The sequence below is a fragment of the Falseniella ignava genome, assembly GCF_002847645.1.
GTDB classification, from domain to species: Bacteria; Bacillota; Bacilli; order Lactobacillales; family Aerococcaceae; genus Falseniella; species Falseniella ignava.
In genome coordinates this window covers 31461-55296 of sequence record NZ_PKHE01000009.1, presented here as the reverse complement: position 1 = coordinate 55296, position 23836 = coordinate 31461, and the positions used below count along the sequence as shown (strand labels likewise).

The following is a 23836-nucleotide window of genomic DNA, read 5'->3' as shown; positions in this document are numbered from 1 at the left end:
TTCTTATCGCTCCATCCCGACAGATTGAACGATTAATTCTTTAGCTTGATTAATATAATCTTCAGATAATGCTAATAACTCTTCTTGCTCAAAGTAACGGCGAACGATTGGATGCGCCAAGAAGTCGTCTAGAACTTCCTTCCGATTTGATACCTCAGACATTGCCTGCTCTACTTCTGTAAATTGATCCTTCAATGCTTGATCAAATTCAAACACATTAAAATTCCGAAGATTAGCAAGTTCAAATTGATTCACAAGTACAAACTGGTCACCTTTCATCCGAGTTGTAATCACTTCGAAAAGCTCTCCTTGCTGAATTTGTTGCCAGAGATCTGCGTTCAACCGTTGTGACTGTAATAAATGGACTGTCAAAATAAAGGAGACAGATTCTTCGATTGCACGTTGCTCATATTGATTCAGTTGAGAACGAATCAATTCAACCAAGTCATTGGCAGACGCATCAACTGGACACTCAATTTCACAATTTTCCCAAATAATTTCTGCCAGAGGGATAAATTCATTTTTAATAACGCTGCCTTCGACTAACTCGATTAGATAACATCCATGAGCTCCGACTTCATTCCGGTGACGTCCCTGTGGCGTTCCAGCATATTGAATGAGTGGAAATTCAGATAGTATCTGTGGTTTATGAATGTGACCTAGAGCAAAATAGCTATATTGTTTGTCTTTTAAATCTTGCAGTGTGAAAGGAGCATACCGGTTTTGTTGAGGATGACTCGTTTGCAAGGCCCCATGCAAGAGTCCAATCACATTCGAACGATTGTCTTGATTTACTGGAAATTGATCGATCATCCGCTCCGTTAATGATTGATGACAATAACTAAAGCCGTAGACCGTCAACGTTTCTTCATTTCGAGTAGTTAATTGGACTTTCGATACGCTCTCATCTTTTAAGAGATGGATGCCCTCAGGGTAGTGCAACTGAGAATACCCTTCACGGATAAAATCGTGGTTACCATGACAGAAGACAACTTGAATTTCTTCTTGCAATAATCGCTCTAACTGTTGATTAAAGAAGCGTTGAGCTTGAATTGTTTGACGCTGACTATTATAAATATCTCCGGTAATCAACATAACATCAATCTGATTCGTAATCGCATAATTAACGCATGATTCAAAGGCTTGATAAGGGGCTTGAATTAACGCTCGATGAATTGATTTTGATGTATGGCTCATCCCTTGAAAAGGGGTGTCCAAATGTAAATCACTAATATGGATTATTTTCACCTTGCTATCGCTCCTTTCATTATAATAAAAGCCAACTGCTCGTCGAATAAATGACACTGACAGCTGGCTTTCTGGTTAGATCGGTAATTATTTATGATATAAATCACTTAATGGTTGGGTAATAACGCGATTCAGATCATTAATTAAGTAACTCATTTGTTGTTCTTTAAGAATTAAATCACTAATTAATTCATCCAGTCCTACTTGCTCTGTTAAAGCTTGGATTTTCTCTAAATCTGCCTCTTCCATCTCTTGACCCGTCATTTGTTGGCTTTGTAACTTAACACTCAACTCGCTAAATTCTTCAAATAATTTCTTGCTAGTCTCATTTGCTTGAATACGTTCAAATGCTTCTTTTAACGCATTATATTGACTTGATTCGCGAATCTCTCTTTCAAGTTGATTGGCTGTGTCATAAATATTTGTTTCTGACATGCTCTCACTCCTTTATCATTTCATTCATTTTATCATTTTTTTAATAAATTATCTATTCATCCTAGAAGATAATAGGTTAATTCAGTAAACTTTTAATGGTTTCAGAGATATTTTCACTCGCATACTGAAGTTGTTCCATTAATTTTGTAATATTCTCACTGAACCACTCGCCCATTTGGGAAAGAAATTGATCTGCTTGATCTTCCCAGTGTCCTTCAGACGAATCAACTTCTTCAGGTATTTCCCCACCTTGCGAAGCAGCAGTTACTTGAAACGGTGTTTGGTTAGAATAACTCATTAAGCCGGTCGTTTGGACATTGAATAGACTCCCTAGACCACTTGGCATTAATTCATCAAGCGAGACACCGCCTTCTTCATCTAATCCGACCCATGTCGCAATCACAAAGTCTGGCGTGTAACCTACCATCCAGCGGTCACGCGTTGCCATATTTCCTTCACTTACTTCTGTACTCCCTGTTTTACCCGCGAGTTGACCATAATCAGGTCCCGCACCGTAACCCGTACCGTACCCACCATAAGTATCAAGCATCATTCGGGTCATCTCAAGGGCAACTTTCGACGTCATTACCATATGCTTCGTAGGACGTTCGTTAGAATAAATAACTTTCCCAGATGTATCTTCAATACGGCGAATCAAGGCACTTTCTAGGCGAATCCCTCGATTTGCAAAGGCACTATAAGCATTTGCTAATTCCAATGGACTAATTCCTTTTTGCATTGCTCCTAGAGCTAATGTCAGTGCTTCATCTTTTGGATCGATCGTAATTCCAAATTGCTTCAATTTATTAACCGATGTACCAATACCAAGTTTATCCATCAAATAAACAGCGGACGTATTTTTACTTTGGGCTAAAGCATAATACAACGGTGTTTCGCCACTCGGTTCCGTATAATGATTATAGTTTTCGGGTGCGTAATGATCTGGACCGTAGCCTTGAACTACGTCAGGAACTAATGTATCTACTTGATACCCCGCTTCAATAGCTGGTACATAGACAGCTAATGGCTTAATGGTCGATCCTGGAGAGCGGCGCATATCGATCGCTCGGTTAAAACCTCGGAACACATAATCTCCTCGTCCTCCATAAAGCGCGGCAACACCTCCTGTTTTCGGATCAATTACGACACTAGCACTTTGAACGAGCGGTTCTCCGCTTCCATCATCAGGAAAAACCCAAGTATTCGCATAGGCTTGATCAATCACTTGTTGATAAGCTGGGTTCAAATATGTATAAATTCGATAGCCATTTCGTAATAATTCTTGTTCAGGAATATCAGCACGCTCAATCGCTTCATCGATCACCGCATCAAAATATTGTGGAAATTGATGGTGCTGATAAGAATTATACGCATCTGCTAAGTAGATACCTGATTGATCTAGATATGCTTCATCTTCAGGTGTAATCGTCTCGTTTTTTGCCAGAACGCTTAGTACTACATTACGTCGCTCAATCGCTGCGTCATAATCATCAATTGGATTATAGATGGACGGTCCTTTAAGAATACCTGTTAATACGGCACTTTCATTCCAATCTAAAGTAGCCGCAGAATGCCCAAAATACTTCATTGAGGCATCTTCTACCCCCCAGACTCCATTGCCAAAATAGGCATGATTCAAATACATTTCAAGTATTTGATCTTTTGAATAGTGCTTCTCAACTTCTAATGCAAGGAAGAACTCCTTTAACTTTCGTTGTAAGGTTTGGTCTAGGCTAAGGAAAGCATTTTTTACAATTTGTTGAGTAATCGTACTTCCTCCACCACCACTGGCATTTCGGTTAATCAACAGCCGGACAAAAGCACGTCCCATTCCGAGCGTATCAAACCCATTATGTTCATAAAATCGTTTATCTTCTACACTTACTACAGATTGGCGCATTTGCGGAGAAATCTCACTCAATTCAACATAAGATCCTTTTTGTGACGAATAACTTCCTACCTGTGTATCATCATAGGCGTAGAGGGTTGTTTGAGAACGCAAAGCATCTTGTAGTGTCGATACACTGGTAGTCTTCGCAATAAAAACTAAGTAACTTGATGTAATTAAGGCAACTAATAATCCAATAAAAATCAGCCATTTCCATCCTCGATAATAAGTCCACATGTACTTAAAACGATAGGGTCGATTATGTCGTCTCAACTGCTTCCCTCCTTTAATCATTGTAATTGTATTATAGCATTGAGTTGTGAATTATTTTAGAAGATAAGACAGAAAAAAACCAGCCGATCACTCTTCTCAGAGTAAATCGCTGGCTTCTTAGGTTAATCATAACCTTTCGAATCGCAAAACAATACCAAAAGGTATTATCAATCAGCATTGTTCACAGCAAGCTGATACGCATCGTCTTCCTGACTTGAGATTAAACTCAGATGCTTGCATTGGACAATATAAGCTATTGTCATTCGACTCATCGCATGACAATCATTATAGACGAATCGAAGTGATTGTCAAGCGTGTGGAGATTAGTTCGATTTAAGTTTATTTCTTATTTGACATTACTTCCACACGATACCCATCTGGATCCGTTACGAAGAAATATTTATTATCGCTACCAGATAAGCTCTTGAATTCGGTCATCTCATAACCTGCAGCTTTAGCTTTCTCATAGGTTGCTTCAAGATCATCCACACCGATGGCTAGATGACTAAACCCATTCCCAATTACATAAGGATCGCTCTCGTAATTATAAGTTAACTCGAGTTCAAAATCTCCCTCTGGGGCAATTAAATAACATAAAGTAAATTTATCGTCTGGGTAATCTTTTTCACGATTAACCTTTAAATCAAATAACTCCATATAAAATTTCTTTGACGCCTCTAAATCTAATACGCGATAACATGCATGTAACATTTTTACTGCCATCTTCTTACTCCCTTTCTTTTATTAAATATCCATCGAATCAAATGCGAATGGTACTAATTCGCTAACGGTCGTTGTTAAAATTGTTCCATCCTGCCTCGTCAAATACACCGGGGTATCTGCATCACAAAATTCAACCATCACTTGACGACAAATACTACAAGGTGATAAAAAATCCTCTGTTTGTCCCGCTACAGCAATACTTTCAATGCTTTTAGGTCGGTATCCTTGACTAACCGCTGAAAAAATTGCACTGCGTTCCGCACAGTTCGTCGCTCCAAATGACACATTCTCAATATTCACTCCCGTATAGATCTTTCCATCCTTCATTCGAATGGCACAGCCCACAGGGAAATTAGAATAAGGACTATAAGAATGCGTCATCGCTTCACGAGCTCTGTTCATTAATTCAACTATGTGTTGTTCCATAAGCCCTCCTAATGTCTAGGCTAACTGCTCAACAGCTTGTTGAACATCAAAATATAGGTGGTCCGATGAGTCTATTAATAATGGAACACCGACGGCGGTTTGGCGGATCGCATCAAACTCATTTCGTTGATCACGATATTGGAGAAACTGCTTTAAATTCGCAATCGATTCATTAATATTTATGGCTTCATATGGAATTTGATGTTGGTCCAATTGGGCCATAAAAGGTTCTGTCTGAGGACACTTATCACTATAAAATAATCGATTCACTAATCACTCAACCCTTTCCAACCTCTAAATATTAATTTTATTGTATCAAATATTTGCGCCAGACAATAATAAATTGATTTAATTTTCAGAAAAGATATAATACGGATGTTATTAAAATTTGAATAAAGGAGTTTGTATCATGGAACAACAACTGAAACACCCTGGACAGAACTGGTTATTCCGTTTTGTCAAAGGAATGTTTATCGGGTCTGGTTTTATTATTCCAGGAGTAAGTGGGGGTGCTTTAGCAGCCATCTTTGGGGTCTACCAACAAATTATTACATTTTTAGCGAACCCCTTTAAAAAATTAAAAGAAAACATCTTATTCTTTATACCGATTGGACTGGGTGCATTATTTGGCATTGGAATTTTAGCATGGGGTGTAAGTTACTTACTGCAAAATTATCAAACGATTGTTAGCTGGTTCTTTGTTGGGGCGGTCGTTGGTACACTTCCAGCACTCTGGCAAGAAGCTGGCAGTCAAGGCCGAACACTTCAAAGTTATCTAACAGCGATCATCGCTTTTATCGCTGCTCTGGCCCTTTTATTTTATGGGAATCAATTATTTACTGAAGAAGTTCCCGCTCATTTCATATCATGGATGGTGTGCGGTGGATTAATTGCTTTAGGTATTTTAATTCCGGGATTGAGTCCGTCTAATTTTATTCTTTATATGGGACTTTACGAGAAGATGTCCGATGGTTTTAAACACTTTGATCTATCGGTCATTATTCCGATCGGTTTGGGTGGCATTGTTATTCTACTCGCTTTAGCAAAGCTGATTGAATGGATCTTTAACCATTATTACACGCTCTTCTTCCATTTTATTTTTGGAGTCGTCGTTGCCTCAACATTGATGATTATCCCTACTCATTATCCGGCCTCATTCGGTTGGGTACAATATACTTTTTGCGTTGGAATGTTAGTCTTAGGTACTGCGCTGGGACACTGGATGACGCAACTGGAAGCAAAATACAAGTAAACAAAAACTCGTCTACCTCTTGAACTGACCCCCTAAAGTTGGACCAAGAAAAATCCAACTTTAGGGGGTATTTGTATGGCTAAATATCGTTTAGAATTCAAGATGAAAGTGGTCGCAGAGTATCTTTCTGGAACCATCAGCTTAAGATCATTGGCTAAAAAATATCAGTTCAAATCGACTATTCAAATTAGAACATGGATCAACGCTTATCAAACTTTAGGTATAGAAGGTTTAAAACGTTCTCGCAAAAGTAATTCATACAGTGTAGAATTTAAGTTGAAGGCAATTACGTTGTATGAAGCAAGTGAGAAGTCCTATCAAGACGTAGCGAATGAGTTGGGATTAAATAATCCAAGTCTCATTGCTAGATGGCGTCAAGAGTACCATAATCAAGGGGTTGAAGGACTTTCTCGAAAACGAGGGAGGCCACCGATGTCTAGAAATAAACAATCTAAAAACAAAAATCAAATGGATTCTCAGCCACTGAAAATAACGGATTTAGAACGGGCAAACAATCGCATTAAAGAGCTTGAATATGAGCTTAAAATGCAGACCATTAAAAATGAGTACTTGGAAATGCTAAGGAGCTTGCGGCTACAGAAAGCAACGAAGACAAAGCAAGAATCATCCACAAGCTCCGTCAACAAGAAAGATTTACCTTAACTGAGATTCTTGCGGCAATCAACTTCCCTAAATCCACCTATATGTATTGGCAGTCTCAATGGAAAAAACCAGATCCAGATCAAGAAGTAAAAGAAAAAATAATGTCAATCCGTGAGGCACATTCAAATTATGGCTACCGTCGAATTCATGCAAAACTTGTAAAAGATGGCTTGAAAATCAATCGAAAGAAAGTTCAACGCATCTGTCAAGAATTAAAGATTCAAGTCAAAAACTTTGGACGCAAATATCGTCGATATAATAGTTATAAAGGCATTGTCGGACAAATTGCACCCAATCGAATCAATCGTCGATTCGAAAGCTCGATACCGTATCAGAAGATTACGACGGACACAACAGAGTTCAAATACTATGAAGCAGATGATTCGGGCAAGCTTCAAGTAAAGAAATTATATTTAGATCCTTTTATGGACTTGTACAATCTAGAAATCATTAGTTTTAAAGTTTCTCATCAGCCTAATAAAGAAACGATGCTTGAAGCATTAGTGGAAGCGATTGAAGTTTCAAAAGACTGCTCTTATCGACGAACCTTCCATTCAGACCGTGGTTGGGCTTATCAAATGAAAGAATATCAAGCGTTATTGGAAGAACATCAAATATTTCAAAGTATGTCACGTAAAGGCAACTGTTACGATAATGCACCGATAGAGAATTTCTTTGGTGTAATGAAACAAGAGATGTATTATGGAAAAGTTTATCGAAGTTACAAGGAATTGGAACAAGCAATCATTGATTATATTCGTTACTATAACGAAGAGCGAATTAAGGAAAAGTTGAGCTGGTTAAGTCCTGTTGAATATAGACAGGCACAAACTGCTTAAGGATTAAATCCTATACACATAAAAAAGAGACAAGCAAAATATGCTTATCTCTTTGGTCCAACTAATTGGGGTCACTCTATCTTTTGAAAGGTAAGCGAGTTTTTTTTAGTTATTACTCGGTTTCAAGTGTATATTCAATATTATCGAATACTAATTTATCATCTTCAATTTGTGCGTCAATGACAACAACTTTGTTATATCTAACTCTTAGAACGTTATCTTTATTATAGATATCAATTCCATTAAATTCTATAATAAACGATCCATTTATTTTAACGACATATTGAACTTGGTCATAAATTTTAGACAATTCTCCATAAATTACTCTATCAGCAAGACCTTGTTCTTCGAGTTCCTTAGCTTTTGAAACTAAAGACTCATTCGGTTGATTTTGACTTGGCATAGTTGGATTTGCATTTTTAATTGCCGCTTCGTCTTCTATTTGTAAGTATGGTATGATTTCAATAAATTTTTCGTATATAGCACCTCCAGCAAAAGATAGGATTAATGAATCTTCCGAAATTAAAATTTGTTCAATAACCGCATTTTCGTCTGAAGTTGTATATACTTTGTAATTTTCCTCAGCAAATATATTTTGTGAAGGTAACAGCCACACGATAGACACGATGGTTAAAAATAATTTTTTCATTTTATCCTCCTTTTATTAAAAACATTTGCAAAATCGACAGTACTTAGCTCGATACTATCTCCATTGTACAAAAGTTTTAATTTTTTTCAACACTTTATTATATTTTGATTAAAATATTTTTTCGTTTTTAATATTATTTTAAAAGTGTCGAAATAGGACAACGAAAGAAATGGCAGTTAAAAATAGATTTTAATTAAAACATATTATGAATGTTTTTTGAACCAATCTTTGATAGCTTGAATGCGAGCCACTCGCAAATTAGGTAGTCCATTGCGCGAAAGTCCATGGCTAGAAGATGGAAATTCAATCATCTTCGTATCAATTCCCTTTTTCTTCATAGCAATATACATTTGCTGGGCTTGTTCAAGTGGACAGCGATAATCCTCTCGACCATGGAGAATTAATAGTGGCGTTTTTGATTGGTGAGCGTACTTCAATGGCGATAAATTCCACAATCCTTCACTATCCGATAGATCACGCTCAAGTTGGCACTCTACAAAGAAAGCGCCAATATCACTCGTTCCATAGAAGCTAATCCAATTACTGATGCAACGTTGCGTACATGCCGCACGGAAACGATCGGTATGGCCTACAATCCAGTTGGTCATAAAACCACCATAACTGCCTCCTGCTACATACAAATGGGATTGATCAATTTCAGGATGTTGTTCAAGCACGTAATCTAATCCTGTCATCAAATCTTGATAATCCACATTACCATAATCACCTAAAATTGAAGCGACATGCGCTTGTCCATAACCATTCGATCCGCGTGGATTGAGCATCATCACACCATACCCTTGAGCAGCAAAATATTGCATTTCATGGAAGAATGTTTCTCCATAACAAACTTGTGGTCCACCATGAATATATAAGATCGCTGGATGTGACTTCTCGTTAGCGCTACTCTCCTCTACTGGAGGTAAATACCAACCATATATCGGCTGTCCGGTTGAATCAGTATAATTAATTTCTTCAGCTGCTTGATAATGATATTCTGTCGTAGCGTTCGGATCATAAACTAATGTCAGTGTTCGTTCTTCAATATCAAACTTTCCTAAGGCACTCGGCAAAGATACTGATGAATACGTCACTGATATTTCCTTGCTACCAGGACAAATATTACCACCTGTGAGATGTAACGGCTGGTCTAGTAGACAATGGTAATTCCCCGCAATATCTCCTCGATAGAGATCGGTTCGCCCTTGCGCTGTGACAATAAATAAAAATGCTTCATCATCGAGCCATTCAATGGGAAACTCTTCTTTATTTTGTTGGAAATCTGCCACAATAATGTCCCCAATATAATCATCAAATTCAGGGTTAATAGCAGTTAACTGACCCGTAGCAACTTCATAGCGATACAATACTGGAAGCGTCACAAAAGCATAGTCAAACGTATTTGCAATCATGAGTAAATCTGTTTGACTCGGATTCGCACTCACGAAAGATATTGAGCCTTTCTTTGGTGGAATCGCAATTAATGTATCTTCTCCATTTGAAAGATTGTGCCGATATAAATTCTCTCCAAGCTGCCATTCATCGTGGTAGCTACGGCTTTCAGACCATAGAAGATAGTTCTCATCTCGAGCTACAAAATTAACTTTAAACGGTTTAGACCGTTCCATTATTTGCTCGGATTTTAGTGAATTTAGGTCTAAATTCGATAAGTAGTACGCTTTATCATATTCAAGATAACCTGCGCCATCGGCTTTATATGTTAGGTCTTCAACGATGACTGCTTCCGGTTTTTCTGATTTTTCAGCCTGTTCAGCACCCTCTTTATCTTGAGTTGCTTCACTCCATTGGTAATAAATGGAGTGGTCATTTGCCTGTAAGTAATGACTAATGCCTTTCGGTACTTTCGTTAACTGCTCTGCAGCACCTCCTTCGAGAGACATGCGGAATAATTGTGCTTTTTTATCTTCAGTGTGATTTGAGATAAAGAATAAATATCGTTGATCAGTACTTAAAGTTAAATGTTGATTGACAGTTCCACCAGGGCTCCACACTTTTACTTCTTCCGTCTCTGTATGGTAACTTTTAATCGTTTGAACATAATGATTGGAATCCATTTGAAGTTCTGTTTCAATAAAGAATATTAATTTACCAACTTGAATCGGGTTGCTCACACTTTTTAGTTGTTCGAGTGCTTGTATATCAACTAATTTCATCGTTTCCTCCGCTTAATTAAAAATTCGCGCAAATGGATCTAAACTAATTTGTTGATCTAGTACTTGCTGGGCATAAATTTTTGCACTAAAAAGTGAATGATCGCGATAATTACCACATTCTTTTGCGGTAGTTGCTTCTACGTGGTCAGCTTCAGTCACAATTTTCAACACATCTTGAACAGCTTGTTGAATTTCCTGAACCGAATGTTCTCCCCAAATCACTAAGTAAAAGCCAGTGCGACACCCCATTGGCGAAATATCAATCACACCTTCTAGCTCATCACGTAGATGAATGGCTAGAAAATGTTCCAAAGTGTGGACTGCTGCTGTTGGGAGTGCATCTTGATTCGGTTGGATGAAGCGAATATCGTACTTTTCAATGCGCGATCCCTCTTCAGAAACTTCAACACCTGCTAACCGAATATAGGGAGCTTTTACTGCGTTATGATCTAGACTAAAACTTTCAACTTTTGCCATGATTTATTCTCCTTTTCTTTCACCAAATTTATATCGCTTTATTAAGGTAATTTCTTACCGGTACTTCGATAAATTTCGTACCATTCTGGACGGGTTAATTGAACTTCGCTTGCTTTAGCAATGGCTTCAACACGCGCTGGATTCATCGATCCTACCAGCGGTTGCATCTGAGCAGGATGACGCAATATCCAAGCAATAACCATCGCTTCAAAGGATACACCGTACTGATCAGCACAACGCGTTAACGTCTCCGTTAATTGTTGGTAGTCCGGATGCTTCATAAAGAGTCCCTCTTGTAAATTGACGTGGAACGGTGACCAAGGCTGCAACGTCATTTGGTGAATTCGACTATAGTTTAGCAAATCACCACTGCGATCAACCGATGCTTCGTTAACTAGATTGACGTTAAATTGTTGATCAATTAATGAGGCATAGGCTGGGCCAAACTCAACTTGGTTAATCTCTAATGGTCGCTCAACCGCAGTTTTTAAATATTCAATTTGCCCTGCACTATAATTGGATACACCAAAATGTCTAACTTTTCCTGTTTGATATAAATGATCAAATGCCGCAGCAACTTCTTCAGCCTCCATCAACGTATCTGGACGATGTAATAATAAAACATCGAGAAAATCAACTTGGAGCCGCGATAATATTTGATCGACTGAAGAGAGAATATGCTCTTTGGAATGATCATAATAGCCGCTACAAATTCCCACCTTCGATTGAATTAAAATTTGATCCCGGTGAATCGAACTCTTTTTGAGTGCTTGACCAAAAATTTCCTCCGATTTTCCGTCACCATAAATATCTGCATGGTCAAAATAATTAATACCGACTTGGTGCGCCGTTTCAATGAGTTCTGTCGCTTCTTCAACGGTTTTATGTTGCATACGCCAGCAGCCTAACGCTACCGTACTTGCCTTTAAGTTACTTTTTCCAATTTGTATTTGCTTCATGATTTTTCCTTTCTAGAGGGTTGCTCACTATATTGAATTGTACTTTGGACAGCTCTTTGCCAACCAGCAAATAATCGTTGACGGGTTCCTTCAGTCATCTTCGGTTGCAATAAAGCCGACTGCTCAATACCACTTGGTAATTGATCCAATGAATCCCAATAGCCCACAGTCAATCCTGCCATATAAGCAACACCTAAGGCGGTTGTTTCCAACTGGACACTTCTTCGAACCGGAATTCCTAATATATCTGCTTGAAATTGCATCAAATAATTGTTTTTAGCCGCGCCACCGTCGGCTTTTAAGACTGTGACATCGAGATTAGTATCTTTCATCATCGTATCAACTACATCACGTGACTGATAAGCGATCGCTTGAAGCATCGCTTTAGCAAAGTCAGCTCGATTCGTTCCACGGTCAATGCCATAGATTGCCCCGCGAGCCTGTGTATTCCAATATGGGGCGCCCATCCCAGTAAAAGCAGGTACGATATATAAATCATCACGCTCATGTGATTGCATTGCTAATGCTTCTGAGTCACTCGCTTTTTCAAATAATTCCAATCCATCACGTAGCCATTGAATCCCTGCGCCCGTAATAAATATCGAACCTTCAAGTGCATAATAGGTATTATCCTGTAATTGATAAGCAATCGTCGTAACGAGATTATGTTCAGATAATTGCATTTGCTGACCGATATTCATCATAACAAATGACCCCGTACCGTATGTATTCTTTACTGTGCCAGGCTCAAAGGCCTGTTGTCCGAACAATGCAGCTTGTTGATCCCCGGCTACGCCTGCGATAGGGATTTGTTCCCCATAAAAATGATAGGTCTGCGTATAACCAAAGATTTCTGAATTAGACTTAACTTCCGGTAACATGACCTTAGGAATATTAAATATCTCCAACAACTCTTCATCCCACTCGAGCGTTTTAATATTATATAACATCGTCCGAGCGGCATTCGTAACATCCGTTGCAAAGACTTTACCTTCGGTTAATTGATAAATTAGCCATGTATCAATTGTACCAAAACATAACTCTCCTGCCTCGGCTTTAGCTTGAGCATCAGGCACTTTATCCAAAATCCATCGAATCTTTGTTGCAGAAAAGTATGGATCCACCTTCAATCCTGTTTTCGATTGAATGAGTGTTTCGTAACCTGCTTCAATCAGTTGATTCGAGATGGCTTCTGTCTGACGGGATTGCCATACAATCGCTGGATAAATTGGTTTGCCGGTCTGACGGTCCCATACAACCGTTGTCTCGCGCTGATTGGTAATCCCAATCGCTGCAATTTGATGGGGTTGGAGATTACTTGTAATCAACACTCTTGAAATGACATTTTGCACACTTTGCCAAATTTCTAATGGATCGTGTTCTACCCAGCCATTTTCTGGGTAGTATTGAGAGAATTCTTCTTGCGCAACGGCAACAATCTCCCCTTGATGATTGACGATGACAGCTCGACTGCTCGTCGTTCCTTGATCAATCGCCATAATAAATTGTTTTTGCAACGCTTTCACCTCACTTTCATTTCATTTTATGGTAGTCCTTATATGAATTCAAGCAAAAAAAGAATTACCCATCAACGAGTAATTCTTTCAGAAATTATTTCTCGTACTGCGCACGAGGACCCCCAATATATTTAGGACGACTGCGTAATGCTGTTACATGAGCGCCACCTAGCTCTTTAATGGTTGGACGAACAGGGACTTGAACATGCTGAACGTGCATCCCGATAAATGTGTCACCAACATCAATCCCACCCGATACACAGACATGTTCAACATTAACTGGATCATCAAATTGATTATAAGCAGCGACCGAGGCAGCGCCTCCGGCATGCATTGCTGGCACTACATTGACAATTTCCCAGCCATGTTGAATCGCATCGGCTCTCTCTACCACCAGACTGCGATTTATATGTTCGCACCCTTGAACACATAAAAACATTTCGCGTTCCTTCAAGGCTGCTAAAAGAACACGAATAATCATTTCACCAACATCAGCATTAGATCCTTTTCCAATTCGTTCGCCCATCACTTCACTTGTACTACACCCTAACACAAACCCTTGTCCTGGCTGTGGATTCAGTTGATTAAGGACATCTTGAACGATTTCACGCCAAGTATTTTCTAATTCATTTAAATTCATCCTTCTCACCTCAATCTTATTATAACGCTTTTTTAAAAAACAAAAAAGCCAATACCAACGTATTAGCTTCAATACTGTGAATTCACACTATTTAGTTAGACGATTCGCTCGCTCATGGGTCAGCTGGCAATAACGCTTATACCATATATCGATAAAACTTGGTGAAAAAGGACCACGTTCCTCTTCTATCCAACGTACTAACTCTTGGATTTGATCTTTAATGATTGTATCAATTTCATTCGAGTAATGGTATTTTCTACCATGTAGTTCATATTCATCCAAATCTAATAAGCGTTTTTCTCCATCCGGAAATACCTTAATATCCAAATCATAGTCTATATACTTTAATGCTTCTCTATCCATCACATAAGGTGAGGCCAAGTTGCAATAATAGGTCACACCGCGTTTACGCAGCATAGCAATGATGTTAAACCAGAAATGCTTATGGTAGTATACTAAAGCGACTTCTCGAGTAACCCAGCGTCGTCCATCCGATTCAATTACAAGTGTGTGATCATTGCATGCAATCAATGAATTTTCACTTGTCTTCAACACCATATTGTCTCTCCAAGTACGGTGCAGCGAACCATCATGTTTATAACTCTTAATAGTGATGAATTCTCCTTCACGAGGTTGCTTCATCACCTAACCTACTTTCGTTAAAGGCAAGATATTTTATCCGCCAAATTCACTTCGTCAAACATTATATCATACCCTAATTATTTTGTAAGGTGATAAAGCTTTTATTATGATTTTATTTGTTTCATTAATTTTTGCTGTAAGGTGGACAAAGGTAACTCAGCCATTTGAGCCATACTTACCCATTTTAATGATTCAAAATTGGATATTGCTGAATCGTTTAATGTAACTTCTACAAGGGTCACTGTCCACTTGCGATGGCTAAATTGATGGATAATGGTAGGTGCTTGTAACTGATCACCATTAAATTGAATCAACTGAGCTTGTTGCAAGAGTGATTCGGTAATTTCGGGATATTGTTCCAACAGTGGCTCCAATAACTCATGCTGAGTCACACCTTCCATGACCATCTCAACATCTGACATGGGAAAATGCCACAATCCATGAAGTAACTCATCTTCTCTATGTTGCCGCACTAAGTATTCTCCTTCAACATTTCGAATAGCATAGGCAAATTTCATTTGTGGGATCACTTTAACTTTTTTCGCTTTAATCGGAAATAAATGCGCCGTTCCATTGTGATACGATTGATCAAAATCTAATAGTGGACTTTCAAGCGGCTCGTAATTCGTCGGCGTCATAATCGTTGCGCCAATATCCATTAAAGCTTGGTTAAAATCTCCAGGCCGCTTTGGATCAATCAATTGGTATAAGTATGCGGCCATACGTTTACGCGTACTCGTTAACGTTATATCTTGTTCAATCTCAAATAAACGGCTCATAATTCGCATCACGTTACCATCGATAGCAGGTTCCACTAACCCAAAAGCGATACTCCCGACCGCCCCAGCGGTGTAGGGCCCTATTCCTTTCAAGGATAAAAGCCCTTCTAATGTCTGAGGCATCTCCCCCTCATATTCCGACATTATTTGTTGTGCGGCAACTTGTATATTGCGCACACGCGAATAATACCCCAGTCCTTGCCAGAGCGACAACAGCTCCGCTTCACTGGCAGTAGCCAATGCTTCAATCGTCGGCAGCGCCTCAATAAAACGTTCATAATATGGCTTCACCGTATCTACTTGTGTTTGCTGCAACATAATTTCGCTAACCCAAATATAATAAGGATTATCCGTTCGACGCCACGGCAGGTCCCGTTGATGTTGGTCGTACCACCCTAATAATTGTTCACGAAAAGATTGGATTTTGGCTTCAGACCAATTCAGTGGGTACTGTTCAATCAATTGTTGTTTAGCGTTGCTCTTCAAAAGCCTCCTCCTTATCTAATAGCCATTGTTGGATTAAATCATAATCATATCCTTTGCTGTAAAGCCCGCTGGATACACGGTGTTGGAGCTCATATCCAGTATATTTACGTTGATGACGACGCAATAGGCGTTCTCCTTCTCGATTTAGACGATCATATTGTTCTTCGGGATTGCTCGAAAATTCAACTTGATCAATGGATTCTTGAATAACTTCTCTATCGAAGCCTTTTTGTAATAAATATTGATACAACTTATTTTTTAACATTGCTGGAGGATATTTCGTTTTACTGCGACAATATTTTTCAGCTAAGTCGAATGCATTTTCCAATTGTTGCGTCATTGGATATTCATCAAGCCCGGTCATAATATGGGACTCACTGATACCCCGCTGCTTTAATTCTTGCTGAATTTTTCGCGGTCCTTTTCGATTAAGGTTTGCAGCAGTACGCACATAACTTTTAGCGTATTCTTCATCATTTAAATAATTCATTTGAATTAATTTTTCAATTGTCCGTTCAATAGTCGCTTCGATATGTTCTAATTCAAAGGACTGTTGCATTAAATACTGACGCATCTCAGAAATCGAACGTAAGCCGTAACTTAAATAATTCAATGCCTTATCGATTACTTTATGTTCTTTTTCATGATGCGTTAATTGATCGAGTTGTGCTTGGGTCACTGTCTGTCCTTGGTACAGTCCCATTTGAATTAAGACTTCTTCATGGATTCCAACATAAAATTCCTCATCCACATAAATTGAATAACGCTCATGATTATTTTTTTGAAGTTCAATCTTCGTTATTTTCATGTTTACTCCTTCTATATATTAATCATCTCGATAGCTTGAGGAGCCACTTCAAACCCGCATCATTTTCTGATATGATACTATTATTAATGGACTGGAGGTGGCGAATTTGACACAACAATATATGATTTACGCACGAACCGCTGAGCTCGCTGGTAAGATCCTACTTGAATCTCGAGCAGAAAGTTACCGAGTGGAAGAAACGGCACGCCACTTCTTGTTGGCAAGTGGGTTGCCGGTGGCTGAGGTCAGTACTAATAACACGGGGCTGTATCTTACTTTGGCAGACCACGATAATAACATGATTCCTATTACTATGGTAACGAGAGTTCACAACTTTAGCAATCGTTTAGGACGAATTTATAAAGTGAACAATGTGTCCCGTCAATTAACAAGTGGACAAATCGATATTTATCAAGCTTATGATAAATTAGTCGAAATCGATCGAGCTGAATATAGTGAATTCAACAAAGATATTGCCAATATTTTTCTCGTAATGAGTTTTACAATGTTATTGGGCGGTGGACTGGTTGATATTTTAGCATCCTCTTTAGTCGGTACGATTGTTATGTTCTCTCGTATGCTTCATAAAAAATTAGGGCTTAATGAATTTATACGGGGTTCCGTCACCACTTTAAGTATTGCGCTTATTGCCCACGGTATAGACCGATTAGCACCGGGGTGGTATTCGCCGGACTTAGTAATTATTGCTGGATTGATGCCTCTTTATCCTGGAACGCTTGTAACCAATGGAATTCGCGATATGCTAAAAGGGGATTATTTATCAGGTGTTGCTTTTATTTCAGCCGCTTTAGTTACAGCCATCAGTCTTGCAATTGGTGTTGTACTGGGGATTTTTATCTTTAGAGGGGTGTTACGATGATTGCAGTCTTTACTCAATTGATAGGTGCCCTATGTGCTTCAATGGCGGCCGGAGTTACTTTCGAAATTCCCAGAATTTTTATCTTCCGAGCGAGCATCATCGGAGCCTTAAGTTATATGGTATTTTTATATGCACAAGGACGTTATGGAAGTTATCCGGCATATTTAATTGCCTGTATATTTTTCACGGTCGCAGCTCATATTTTTGCTAGAAAATATAAAGCACCGGTCACGATCTTTTTAATTCCATCTTTCTTCCTTTATGTACCTGGAACTTCAATGTACCGGATGGCTCTATCCTTTATTCAATTAGACTACGTCCAGTCGCAACACTACCTCATCGATACTTTATCGATTGCAGGTATTATAGCGGTAGGTGTCTTCTTCGTTGACTCAATGGTCGAAATTATCGTTAAAATTATCAACCATCGCCATCGAATCATTGCCAATAAATAGTAAGATAAAGAATAACATACCCAACTCCCACAGCACATAGAGCTGTAGAAATTGAGTATGTTATTTTTTATGGTTGAACTAAATTGCTTGGCTCTTCATTTATAAAATTCATTGTATTGTCGAAAGCAATGCGTGCACGATGTGCCATCGCCTCTTTCGTATAATACCCAATATGCGGAGTTAAGACGACATTTGGTGCTTCCAATATTGGCTCGTCAGCTGATAAAGGCGGTTCAATATCATACACATCCAACCCTGCTCCAGCAATCTGACCATTCTTTAACGCTTCAACTAAATCATCCATTTTAATAATCGGGCCTCGCGCAATATTAATTAATATAGCCGATGACTTCATTTGACGAAGCTTTTCTGCATTGATAATATGGCGTGTCGAGTCATTCAGTGGTAGATGGAGTGAGACAATATCACTTTGTTGTAGGACTTCATCGAGCGTCCCATATGTCATACCTATTTCTTTGGCTTCAGCATTTTCAACTTGATCATAACCAAGTAGGTTTGCTCCAAAAGCTTTGAAAAGTCGCGCCGTCTCCATGCCGATTAATCCCGTGCCAATAATACCTACGGTCTTGCCACGAATCTCTTGTCCGATAATCGCTCCAGGGTAGTTCTCAGCCATTCTTAAATCGCGTTCACTCGGTCCAATCTCTCGATACAAACTAAGTGTCATGGCAATTGCTAGCTCTGCGACAGCTGTATTCGCATACCCTGCTGCATTACAAACTTTAATCCCTTTTTCGTCGGCTTTTTTTACGGGTACATGGTCCACCCCTGTAAAGGCCACATTAATTAATTTTAAATTCGGATTGCGAGCAATAACTTCCTCACTTATCGGTGTATTGGCTAACATAATAATATCTGAACCATCCGTACGTTTTAATAGCTCGGCCTCATCTGCCCACTTTGAATCATAATAAGTGAACTGGTGCCCCGATTCTTTGATTGGCTGCGCTAACGCTTCAATCAGCTCTTTAGGAACATTCAAAGGTACGATTAAACTTACTAACATTCTGTTCATCCTTTCTATCAATTCCAGTATCTTATCTACAGTCTACTATAACCGGCGGCGAACTGCATTGAATCCGTACCAGATAAAGTAATAGATGGCTTGAAAGAGAGGAAGTTTTTCGACATTACGATATAAATGCCATGTCCGTTTTAAAGCGGTCCATCGATTGCTAGAAATCGACCCTGGAACTTGACGATAATAATTCAATACTTCATCAAGACCATAAGCTTTGATATTCCGCTCGCGCATTAACATCAACCAAGTCGCTGTGTCTTGTCCGCGACGTAAATTCGGCATTCGAAAATCTCCCACGATTTGACGATTGATCATAACAGTTGAACATGCAATCGCAGTGTTCTTTAAAAGTTGACGGTAACTCGTCTTGAGTGGTATCGGAACAGAATCTTGAATGATTTCTCCTGATAAATTCATCCGGGCCAGCCCTGTGTAAGTAAAGCCATAGTGATGCTCTTGCATAAATTTAATTTGACGCTCTAACTTTTCAGGTGCCCATACATCGTCACTATCCACAAATGCAATATATTCTCCCTGCGCCTGTTCTAGCCCCGTATTACGTGCCACAGCCGCCCCTTGATTAACGGGTAAATCAATCACTTTAATTCTTTCATCCGCTTCAGCATAAGTTTGACAAATCGCAAGCGAATCATCTTGACTCGCATCATTCACTAAAATTAATTCCCACTGAGGGTAAGTCTGTTGTTGAATTGAATCGATGGTGGGTTGAATTAAGCCTGCACTATTATAGACTGGTGTAATAATCGAGATCAAACCACTCGTATAATCCATCTGTAATACCTCCTAAGGATTTAATTGTAGTATTCGAATTGGACAGTGGTAACGTTCGGTTAATTCACGTACCCGACGATACCATGCTTTATCCGTCTGTCCTGCTTGGATTATGATCATTATTTCATCTGGCGCATCCGCTAATTGGATTAATTGACCGAAATCTGTAAGATAATGACTTTCTGAGGAGAACGAATCCGTTTCAAACAAGTTGCCAATTTGATCGAAAATCCAACGTTGAGTAACCCTTGGATATTGAAAAGACTCCACTTGGCGCGCATGATCAAAATCACGCCATGAAAGAAGTTCATGTCGATCCGATAATTCCCATGAATATTCAAATGCGTATTGAATTTTTTCACTAAATAATCGTTTTAATAACATGACGCCAAAAGCTAAGATTGCTCCTAATAAAATTCCTAATACTCCGTACAAGATTAAAGGTTTAGCGCGGGTCGAACGATAGATATTCAATGTTTCGATAGTAGGTACAATCGATAATTCATCGATATTATCTAATTCTAAAATTTCCGGCTCACTTAGGAGTGTTACTCGCTGCCCTGCATCAAGAATATCTGGTTGATTTTGAAGTAAATCGTAATAAGCATTCGCGACCGCTAAATTTTCCTCTGCTGTTTTACCAACTAAGAAACGAAACGTAAAAACACCCGAAGCTGAGTCGCGCAATGCTGCAACGCCTCCTCGGAAGGCATAATTTTTATACAACTCTACTTGTCGTTCGCTATCTAATGTACGAGAAATATCAACTTGTGTCAACGATTCAATTTGTGAAACGACTGTTGGCGTACTAAATAGCTCGTCATAGGCATATGCGTTATTAAACAGTTGTCCGTCTTCTACTAGCACAATTGCTTTGAACGTAGCGGGTTGTTGCTGATAAACTTGTGTTAAATGATTGATAGGTTCTTTAATTTCACTTAAGCGATAATTGGTAATTTGATAACGAAAAAATACACTGAGACCACCAATTAGTAGTGAGCTAAGGACAACTATTAATATATGATCTCGTAGCATTCGCCAAAATTCACGCAATATGGTTGATAAGTTCATAATATCCCTCTTTTTCATTTCGATAATGTTGATATTCAATGCGAAGATAACTGATGATAAGACCAAAATACACCCAATGCCATTCAATCTTTATATTATTTGCACTGGTAATACTAGCAAAAATATAAACAATTAAAAATGCAATAAAAACATTGGTTATCTGCCGCCTCCTAACAGGCTGCCAATTACGCAATTCAAATAATTGACGAAGCATCATCCCGTAACTAAATACATAAAATACAAAAGTAATAGCTCCATATGAGACTAAAATTTCTAACCACCAATTATGAATATTGGTAAATCCATCCACTGGGAGAAAAGGTTGCATTTGCATCTGATATTCAATATTACCAGCACCAACTCCAAGGCCTAAGCTCTGGGAAAATAAGACTAAGCCGTTGCGCCAAAGATTCATACGGCGAGAATCTCCCGTATTCATACTCGGTCCCACAATATGAATCAAATGCATGACTTTCTCTCTAAAGCTAGGTGTAATAATAATGACTCCTGCCAATATAAAGCCTGCAAGTACAGCCAGCTTGATAATTTGCTTGGCACTATAATCAATCCGATATTCAAGTAGCCATAAAATAATAAAGTAAAGCAGCGTACTGAGTAAAATCATACGGGAATCCGTGAGGAAAATTAATAAGCCCGTTAATATTAGGTAGACGAGATATAGAACTTTCCACCAGGGCTGTTTGGTTTGAATGCATCGGACAACTGTTAAGGATATGTACGCAATTAACATTGTGGCATAATCATTTTGATTGGTGAATATAGTGACCGGGATTCGTCGTGTCCATCCTAGCGCAAACTGATTATAAGGGTCTAACTTACTCAAATCTGCTAGTAAGTATGTATTTGTAAAGACTTCGAATAGCCCCCATAATAAGAGTCCTGTCATCATCCACCAAATACTTCGCGCCAATTTGTTCCAGTCGAATCGATTCTCAATCCATAAAACAAGTGCCCACACACTTGAGACGCCTACTAAAAGTAGAAAAGAGGCTTGAACCCAGTGTTTGAACGAGCCCGCCCAAAGACCAGAAAAAAGACCCCAAATTAACCAAATTAAATAAACTAGTGGATGGAGCCAAGCGGGATTGTTAGCGTCAATCTTGATTTGCCGAGAATCGATGATCGTACTATACAGTAAGATCGGCCAGCCGCCTAATGCCATGATTCGATATAGTGTCAATTGTCCCACCGGCGTGGATAACGCTAAAATTTCAGTCCCTAAAAATACCATCATGGCCATCATTAGAACATAACGACGCATTCAATCCCTCCTTTTATGTAAAATCCCACTCATCAGGTGCTTGATATATTTGATAGGTTGTCTTAAATGTAGGAATCTGAATAACGAGTGCAACTACTGCAAAAAGTGCCGTCCACAATACGATTGACGGACGTTCATATAAATTCATGATCCCAGCAATGAGCATCAGTGTCGCAACGGATAATTGCTTCACTTGGCTAAAGTAAAATCCTGTTCGCCACGAGAAGTAAGTTCGAGCTAAGTAGAAAACAAAGTAAGCGACCGACGAAGCCACTGCAGCTCCACGATAACCGAATGTTGGCGTTAAAAGACCGTTTAATGTTGCACTGACGATTAACGAAAGCAAACTCACCACAACGTTATATCCGGTACGTTTTGAGAACACAATACCTAGCGTTGTAGTTTCAGAAAGTGTATACATTAAGTGCGGAAAAGCCAATAACCCCACAATATACATTAACTCAAGATATTCTCGACTCGGATTAAGCACAAACGTAATTGGATACTTTAATAACAGTAACCCAAAATATATCAGTGACATAAACATCAAAATCAAGTCACTAATATAAGCATAATGTTTAATATCGCGCTCTTCGTGATACCAGCGGTAGGCTGTTGGTATCCAGAAACTCGTAAACGCGGTCTTCATAATACCTAAAATTGCAGCAAGCTGGCTTCCCGCTTTATAAATCCCTAAATTACGAAAATCTGAACAGCTTTGTAAAAAGATAATATCCATCAAATTCAATAACGCACTGAGCGAAACAGCCATCATAATTGGCAAACCGAATGCAAATAATTGACGGATAAGCGTGGAATCAAAATTATACCCTCTAAAATCAAGTAAATAACGATAGCGATAAAACAAAATACTATCCGCTAATATCGTCCCTAGTAATAGACCATAAATAACAACACGGAAATCCCGAAAACCTAAGAAAATCAATCCTAGCGTCGCAATAAAGATTCCTATTTTAATGCTTAAAGTAAATAAAGAATATTCAAGGGCGCGCTCTTCCATTCGAATATGTAATTGAACAAAACGTTCAATAATAGTAATAATAACCCAGCCCATGGATGCAATCACGATATAGTAATAATCCCCATTCCCTAAGCTCCACTGAGCAATCGGTCGAGCAAAAAATGACATGACCAAAGTTACAAGTGCCCCCATCGCTAAGGATGGTAACATTGCTTGCTGAATCAAATATTTCTTATCTTCGTGATGGTTAAATTCCCGCGTATAAGCCTGGTCTAATCCTAAATAAATAAACGTAGGTAATTGAACGAGCAAGCTTTGAAAACCACCCGCACGACCATATTCTCCGACAGGTAATAAATTTATAAAAATTGGAAATAAGATAAAAGAAATCGCTGCACCTAAAATTGGGCCTAAACTAAACCCAGCCAATCGTTTAATAAAGTGTTTCATAATC

At 38.8% G+C, this 23836-nt stretch carries 24 protein-coding genes; 4 read left to right on the top strand and 20 right to left on the bottom strand.

Annotated elements, in window-relative coordinates; all coding sequences use genetic code 11:
* Positions 1–3 precede the first annotated feature (3 nt).
* The 6 genes from CYJ57_RS04550 to CYJ57_RS04525 form a co-directional block, all read right to left on the bottom strand.
* The gene (locus CYJ57_RS04550) at positions 4–1248 is read right to left on the bottom strand and encodes a DNA repair exonuclease (protein ID WP_180764390.1); all 1245 of its coding nucleotides are present in this window, start codon (positions 1246–1248) and stop codon (positions 4–6) included.
* Between the two features lie 87 nt (positions 1249–1335).
* Positions 1336–1683: a YlbF/YmcA family competence regulator gene (locus tag CYJ57_RS04545; RefSeq protein WP_101954254.1), complete on the bottom strand. Its 348-nt coding sequence runs from the start codon at positions 1681–1683 to the stop codon at positions 1336–1338.
* Between the two features lie 76 nt (positions 1684–1759).
* Positions 1760–3844, bottom strand: coding sequence for a PBP1A family penicillin-binding protein (locus CYJ57_RS04540; protein WP_180764389.1), 2085 nt, complete (start codon positions 3842–3844; stop codon positions 1760–1762).
* Positions 3845–4183: 339 nt separating this feature from the next.
* On the bottom strand, positions 4184–4567 hold the full coding sequence (gene gloA, locus CYJ57_RS04535; RefSeq protein ID WP_101954252.1) for a lactoylglutathione lyase: 384 nt from the start codon (positions 4565–4567) through the stop codon (positions 4184–4186).
* 21 nt (positions 4568–4588) lie between these two features.
* Complete coding sequence (gene cdd / locus CYJ57_RS04530; protein ID WP_101954251.1) at positions 4589–4993, bottom strand: cytidine deaminase; 405 nt, start codon at positions 4991–4993, stop codon at positions 4589–4591.
* A 15-nt stretch (positions 4994–5008) separates the two neighbouring features.
* Positions 5009–5263: a hypothetical protein gene (locus CYJ57_RS04525; RefSeq protein WP_006701021.1), complete on the bottom strand. Its 255-nt coding sequence runs from the start codon at positions 5261–5263 to the stop codon at positions 5009–5011.
* Between the two features lie 139 nt (positions 5264–5402).
* On the opposite strand from CYJ57_RS04525, the gene CYJ57_RS04520 reads away from it, so the two are divergent.
* A complete protein-coding gene (locus CYJ57_RS04520; protein WP_101954250.1) occupies positions 5403–6245 on the top strand; it encodes a DUF368 domain-containing protein in 843 nt (280 codons plus the stop codon).
* 75 nt (positions 6246–6320) lie between these two features.
* Positions 6321–7747, top strand: a protein-coding gene (locus CYJ57_RS04515) for an IS3 family transposase (protein ID WP_415751407.1) whose coding sequence is annotated in 2 segments (ribosomal slippage) — positions 6321–6885 and positions 6885–7747 — 1428 coding nt in all. Because the reading frame shifts where the segments join, the coding sequence is not laid out codon by codon here.
* A gap of 112 nt (positions 7748–7859) precedes the next feature.
* Here the strand turns inward: CYJ57_RS04515 and CYJ57_RS04510 are convergent.
* The 9 genes from CYJ57_RS04510 to recX form a co-directional block, all read right to left on the bottom strand.
* Entirely contained in the window at positions 7860–8396 is a 537-nt protein-coding gene (locus CYJ57_RS04510) for a hypothetical protein (protein ID WP_101954249.1), read from the bottom strand.
* A gap of 203 nt (positions 8397–8599) precedes the next feature.
* Positions 8600–10570, bottom strand: coding sequence for an alpha/beta hydrolase family protein (locus CYJ57_RS04505; protein WP_101954248.1), 1971 nt, complete (start codon positions 10568–10570; stop codon positions 8600–8602).
* A gap of 12 nt (positions 10571–10582) precedes the next feature.
* Complete coding sequence (locus CYJ57_RS04500) at positions 10583–11047, bottom strand: S-ribosylhomocysteine lyase (protein WP_101954247.1); 465 nt, start codon at positions 11045–11047, stop codon at positions 10583–10585.
* A 41-nt stretch (positions 11048–11088) separates the two neighbouring features.
* Entirely contained in the window at positions 11089–12006 is a 918-nt protein-coding gene (locus CYJ57_RS04495; protein WP_101954246.1) for an aldo/keto reductase, read from the bottom strand.
* Positions 12003–13523: a glycerol kinase GlpK gene (gene glpK, locus CYJ57_RS04490; RefSeq protein WP_101954245.1), complete on the bottom strand. Its 1521-nt coding sequence runs from the start codon at positions 13521–13523 to the stop codon at positions 12003–12005. Before glpK ends, CYJ57_RS04495 begins: the two co-directional genes overlap by 4 nt.
* A 94-nt stretch (positions 13524–13617) precedes the next feature.
* Positions 13618–14163, bottom strand: coding sequence for a TIGR01440 family protein (locus tag CYJ57_RS04485; RefSeq protein WP_101954244.1), 546 nt, complete (start codon positions 14161–14163; stop codon positions 13618–13620).
* Positions 14164–14250: 87 nt separating this feature from the next.
* On the bottom strand, positions 14251–14805 hold the full coding sequence (locus tag CYJ57_RS04480) for a DUF402 domain-containing protein (RefSeq protein ID WP_006701013.1): 555 nt from the start codon (positions 14803–14805) through the stop codon (positions 14251–14253).
* A 104-nt stretch (positions 14806–14909) separates the two neighbouring features.
* Positions 14910–16070: an A/G-specific adenine glycosylase gene (mutY, locus tag CYJ57_RS04475; protein WP_101954243.1), complete on the bottom strand. Its 1161-nt coding sequence runs from the start codon at positions 16068–16070 to the stop codon at positions 14910–14912.
* Complete coding sequence (gene recX / locus CYJ57_RS04470; protein WP_101954242.1) at positions 16054–16878, bottom strand: recombination regulator RecX; 825 nt, start codon at positions 16876–16878, stop codon at positions 16054–16056. The genes mutY and recX overlap by 17 nt, the downstream gene beginning before the upstream one ends.
* Positions 16879–16984: 106 nt before the next feature.
* Between recX and CYJ57_RS04465 the strand changes: the two genes are divergently transcribed.
* Together CYJ57_RS04465 and CYJ57_RS04460 are read left to right on the top strand one after the other, a co-directional pair.
* Entirely contained in the window at positions 16985–17758 is a 774-nt protein-coding gene (locus CYJ57_RS04465) for a threonine/serine exporter family protein (RefSeq protein WP_101954241.1), read from the top strand.
* Positions 17755–18213 (top strand): threonine/serine exporter family protein, encoded by a 459-nt coding sequence (locus CYJ57_RS04460; protein WP_101954240.1) that lies wholly within the window; start codon positions 17755–17757, stop codon positions 18211–18213. Before CYJ57_RS04465 ends, CYJ57_RS04460 begins: the two co-directional genes overlap by 4 nt.
* 67 nt (positions 18214–18280) lie before the next feature.
* Here CYJ57_RS04460 and CYJ57_RS04455 read toward each other — a convergent pair whose 3' ends face one another.
* The 5 genes from CYJ57_RS04455 to CYJ57_RS04435 are packed head-to-tail and all read right to left on the bottom strand — an operon-like array spanning position 18281 to position 23832.
* Positions 18281–19240, bottom strand: a complete 960-nt coding sequence (locus CYJ57_RS04455) for an NAD(P)-dependent oxidoreductase (RefSeq protein ID WP_101954239.1) — start codon at positions 19238–19240, stop codon at positions 18281–18283.
* Positions 19241–19285: 45 nt separating this feature from the next.
* Positions 19286–20047, bottom strand: a complete 762-nt coding sequence (locus tag CYJ57_RS04450; protein ID WP_101954238.1) for a glycosyltransferase family 2 protein — start codon at positions 20045–20047, stop codon at positions 19286–19288.
* Between the two features lie 12 nt (positions 20048–20059).
* Positions 20060–21118 (bottom strand): YveK family protein, encoded by a 1059-nt coding sequence (locus CYJ57_RS04445; protein WP_101954237.1) that lies wholly within the window; start codon positions 21116–21118, stop codon positions 20060–20062.
* Positions 21093–22400, bottom strand: a complete 1308-nt coding sequence (locus CYJ57_RS04440; RefSeq protein ID WP_101954236.1) for an O-antigen ligase family protein — start codon at positions 22398–22400, stop codon at positions 21093–21095. Before CYJ57_RS04440 ends, CYJ57_RS04445 begins: the two co-directional genes overlap by 26 nt.
* A 13-nt stretch (positions 22401–22413) precedes the next feature.
* The gene (locus CYJ57_RS04435; RefSeq protein ID WP_101954235.1) at positions 22414–23832 is read right to left on the bottom strand and encodes a lipopolysaccharide biosynthesis protein; all 1419 of its coding nucleotides are present in this window, start codon (positions 23830–23832) and stop codon (positions 22414–22416) included.
* Between the last annotated feature and the right edge of the window lie 4 nt (positions 23833–23836).

Coding starts and splice junctions, on each gene's coding strand:
- CYJ57_RS04545 (WP_101954254.1), bottom strand. CDS start 1,683: ATGTCAGAAACAAATATTTATGACACAGCCAATCAACTTGAAAGAGAG.
- gloA (WP_101954252.1), bottom strand. CDS start 4,567: ATGGCAGTAAAAATGTTACATGCATGTTATCGCGTATTAGATTTAGAG.
- cdd (WP_101954251.1), bottom strand. CDS start 4,993: ATGGAACAACACATAGTTGAATTAATGAACAGAGCTCGTGAAGCGATG.
- CYJ57_RS04520 (WP_101954250.1), top strand. CDS start 5,403: ATGGAACAACAACTGAAACACCCTGGACAGAACTGGTTATTCCGTTTT.
- CYJ57_RS04510 (WP_101954249.1), bottom strand. CDS start 8,396: ATGAAAAAATTATTTTTAACCATCGTGTCTATCGTGTGGCTGTTACCT.
- CYJ57_RS04505 (WP_101954248.1), bottom strand. CDS start 10,570: ATGAAATTAGTTGATATACAAGCACTCGAACAACTAAAAAGTGTGAGC.
- CYJ57_RS04500 (WP_101954247.1), bottom strand. CDS start 11,047: ATGGCAAAAGTTGAAAGTTTTAGTCTAGATCATAACGCAGTAAAAGCT.
- CYJ57_RS04495 (WP_101954246.1), bottom strand. CDS start 12,006: ATGAAGCAAATACAAATTGGAAAAAGTAACTTAAAGGCAAGTACGGTA.
- CYJ57_RS04485 (WP_101954244.1), bottom strand. CDS start 14,163: ATGAATTTAAATGAATTAGAAAATACTTGGCGTGAAATCGTTCAAGAT.
- CYJ57_RS04480 (WP_006701013.1), bottom strand. CDS start 14,805: ATGAAGCAACCTCGTGAAGGAGAATTCATCACTATTAAGAGTTATAAA.
- recX (WP_101954242.1), bottom strand. CDS start 16,878: ATGAAAATAACGAAGATTGAACTTCAAAAAAATAATCATGAGCGTTAT.
- CYJ57_RS04460 (WP_101954240.1), top strand. CDS start 17,755: ATGATTGCAGTCTTTACTCAATTGATAGGTGCCCTATGTGCTTCAATG.
- CYJ57_RS04455 (WP_101954239.1), bottom strand. CDS start 19,240: ATGTTAGTAAGTTTAATCGTACCTTTGAATGTTCCTAAAGAGCTGATT.
- CYJ57_RS04450 (WP_101954238.1), bottom strand. CDS start 20,047: ATGGATTATACGAGTGGTTTGATCTCGATTATTACACCAGTCTATAAT.
- CYJ57_RS04445 (WP_101954237.1), bottom strand. CDS start 21,118: ATGAACTTATCAACCATATTGCGTGAATTTTGGCGAATGCTACGAGAT.
- CYJ57_RS04440 (WP_101954236.1), bottom strand. CDS start 22,400: ATGCGTCGTTATGTTCTAATGATGGCCATGATGGTATTTTTAGGGACT.
- CYJ57_RS04435 (WP_101954235.1), bottom strand. CDS start 23,832: ATGAAACACTTTATTAAACGATTGGCTGGGTTTAGTTTAGGCCCAATT.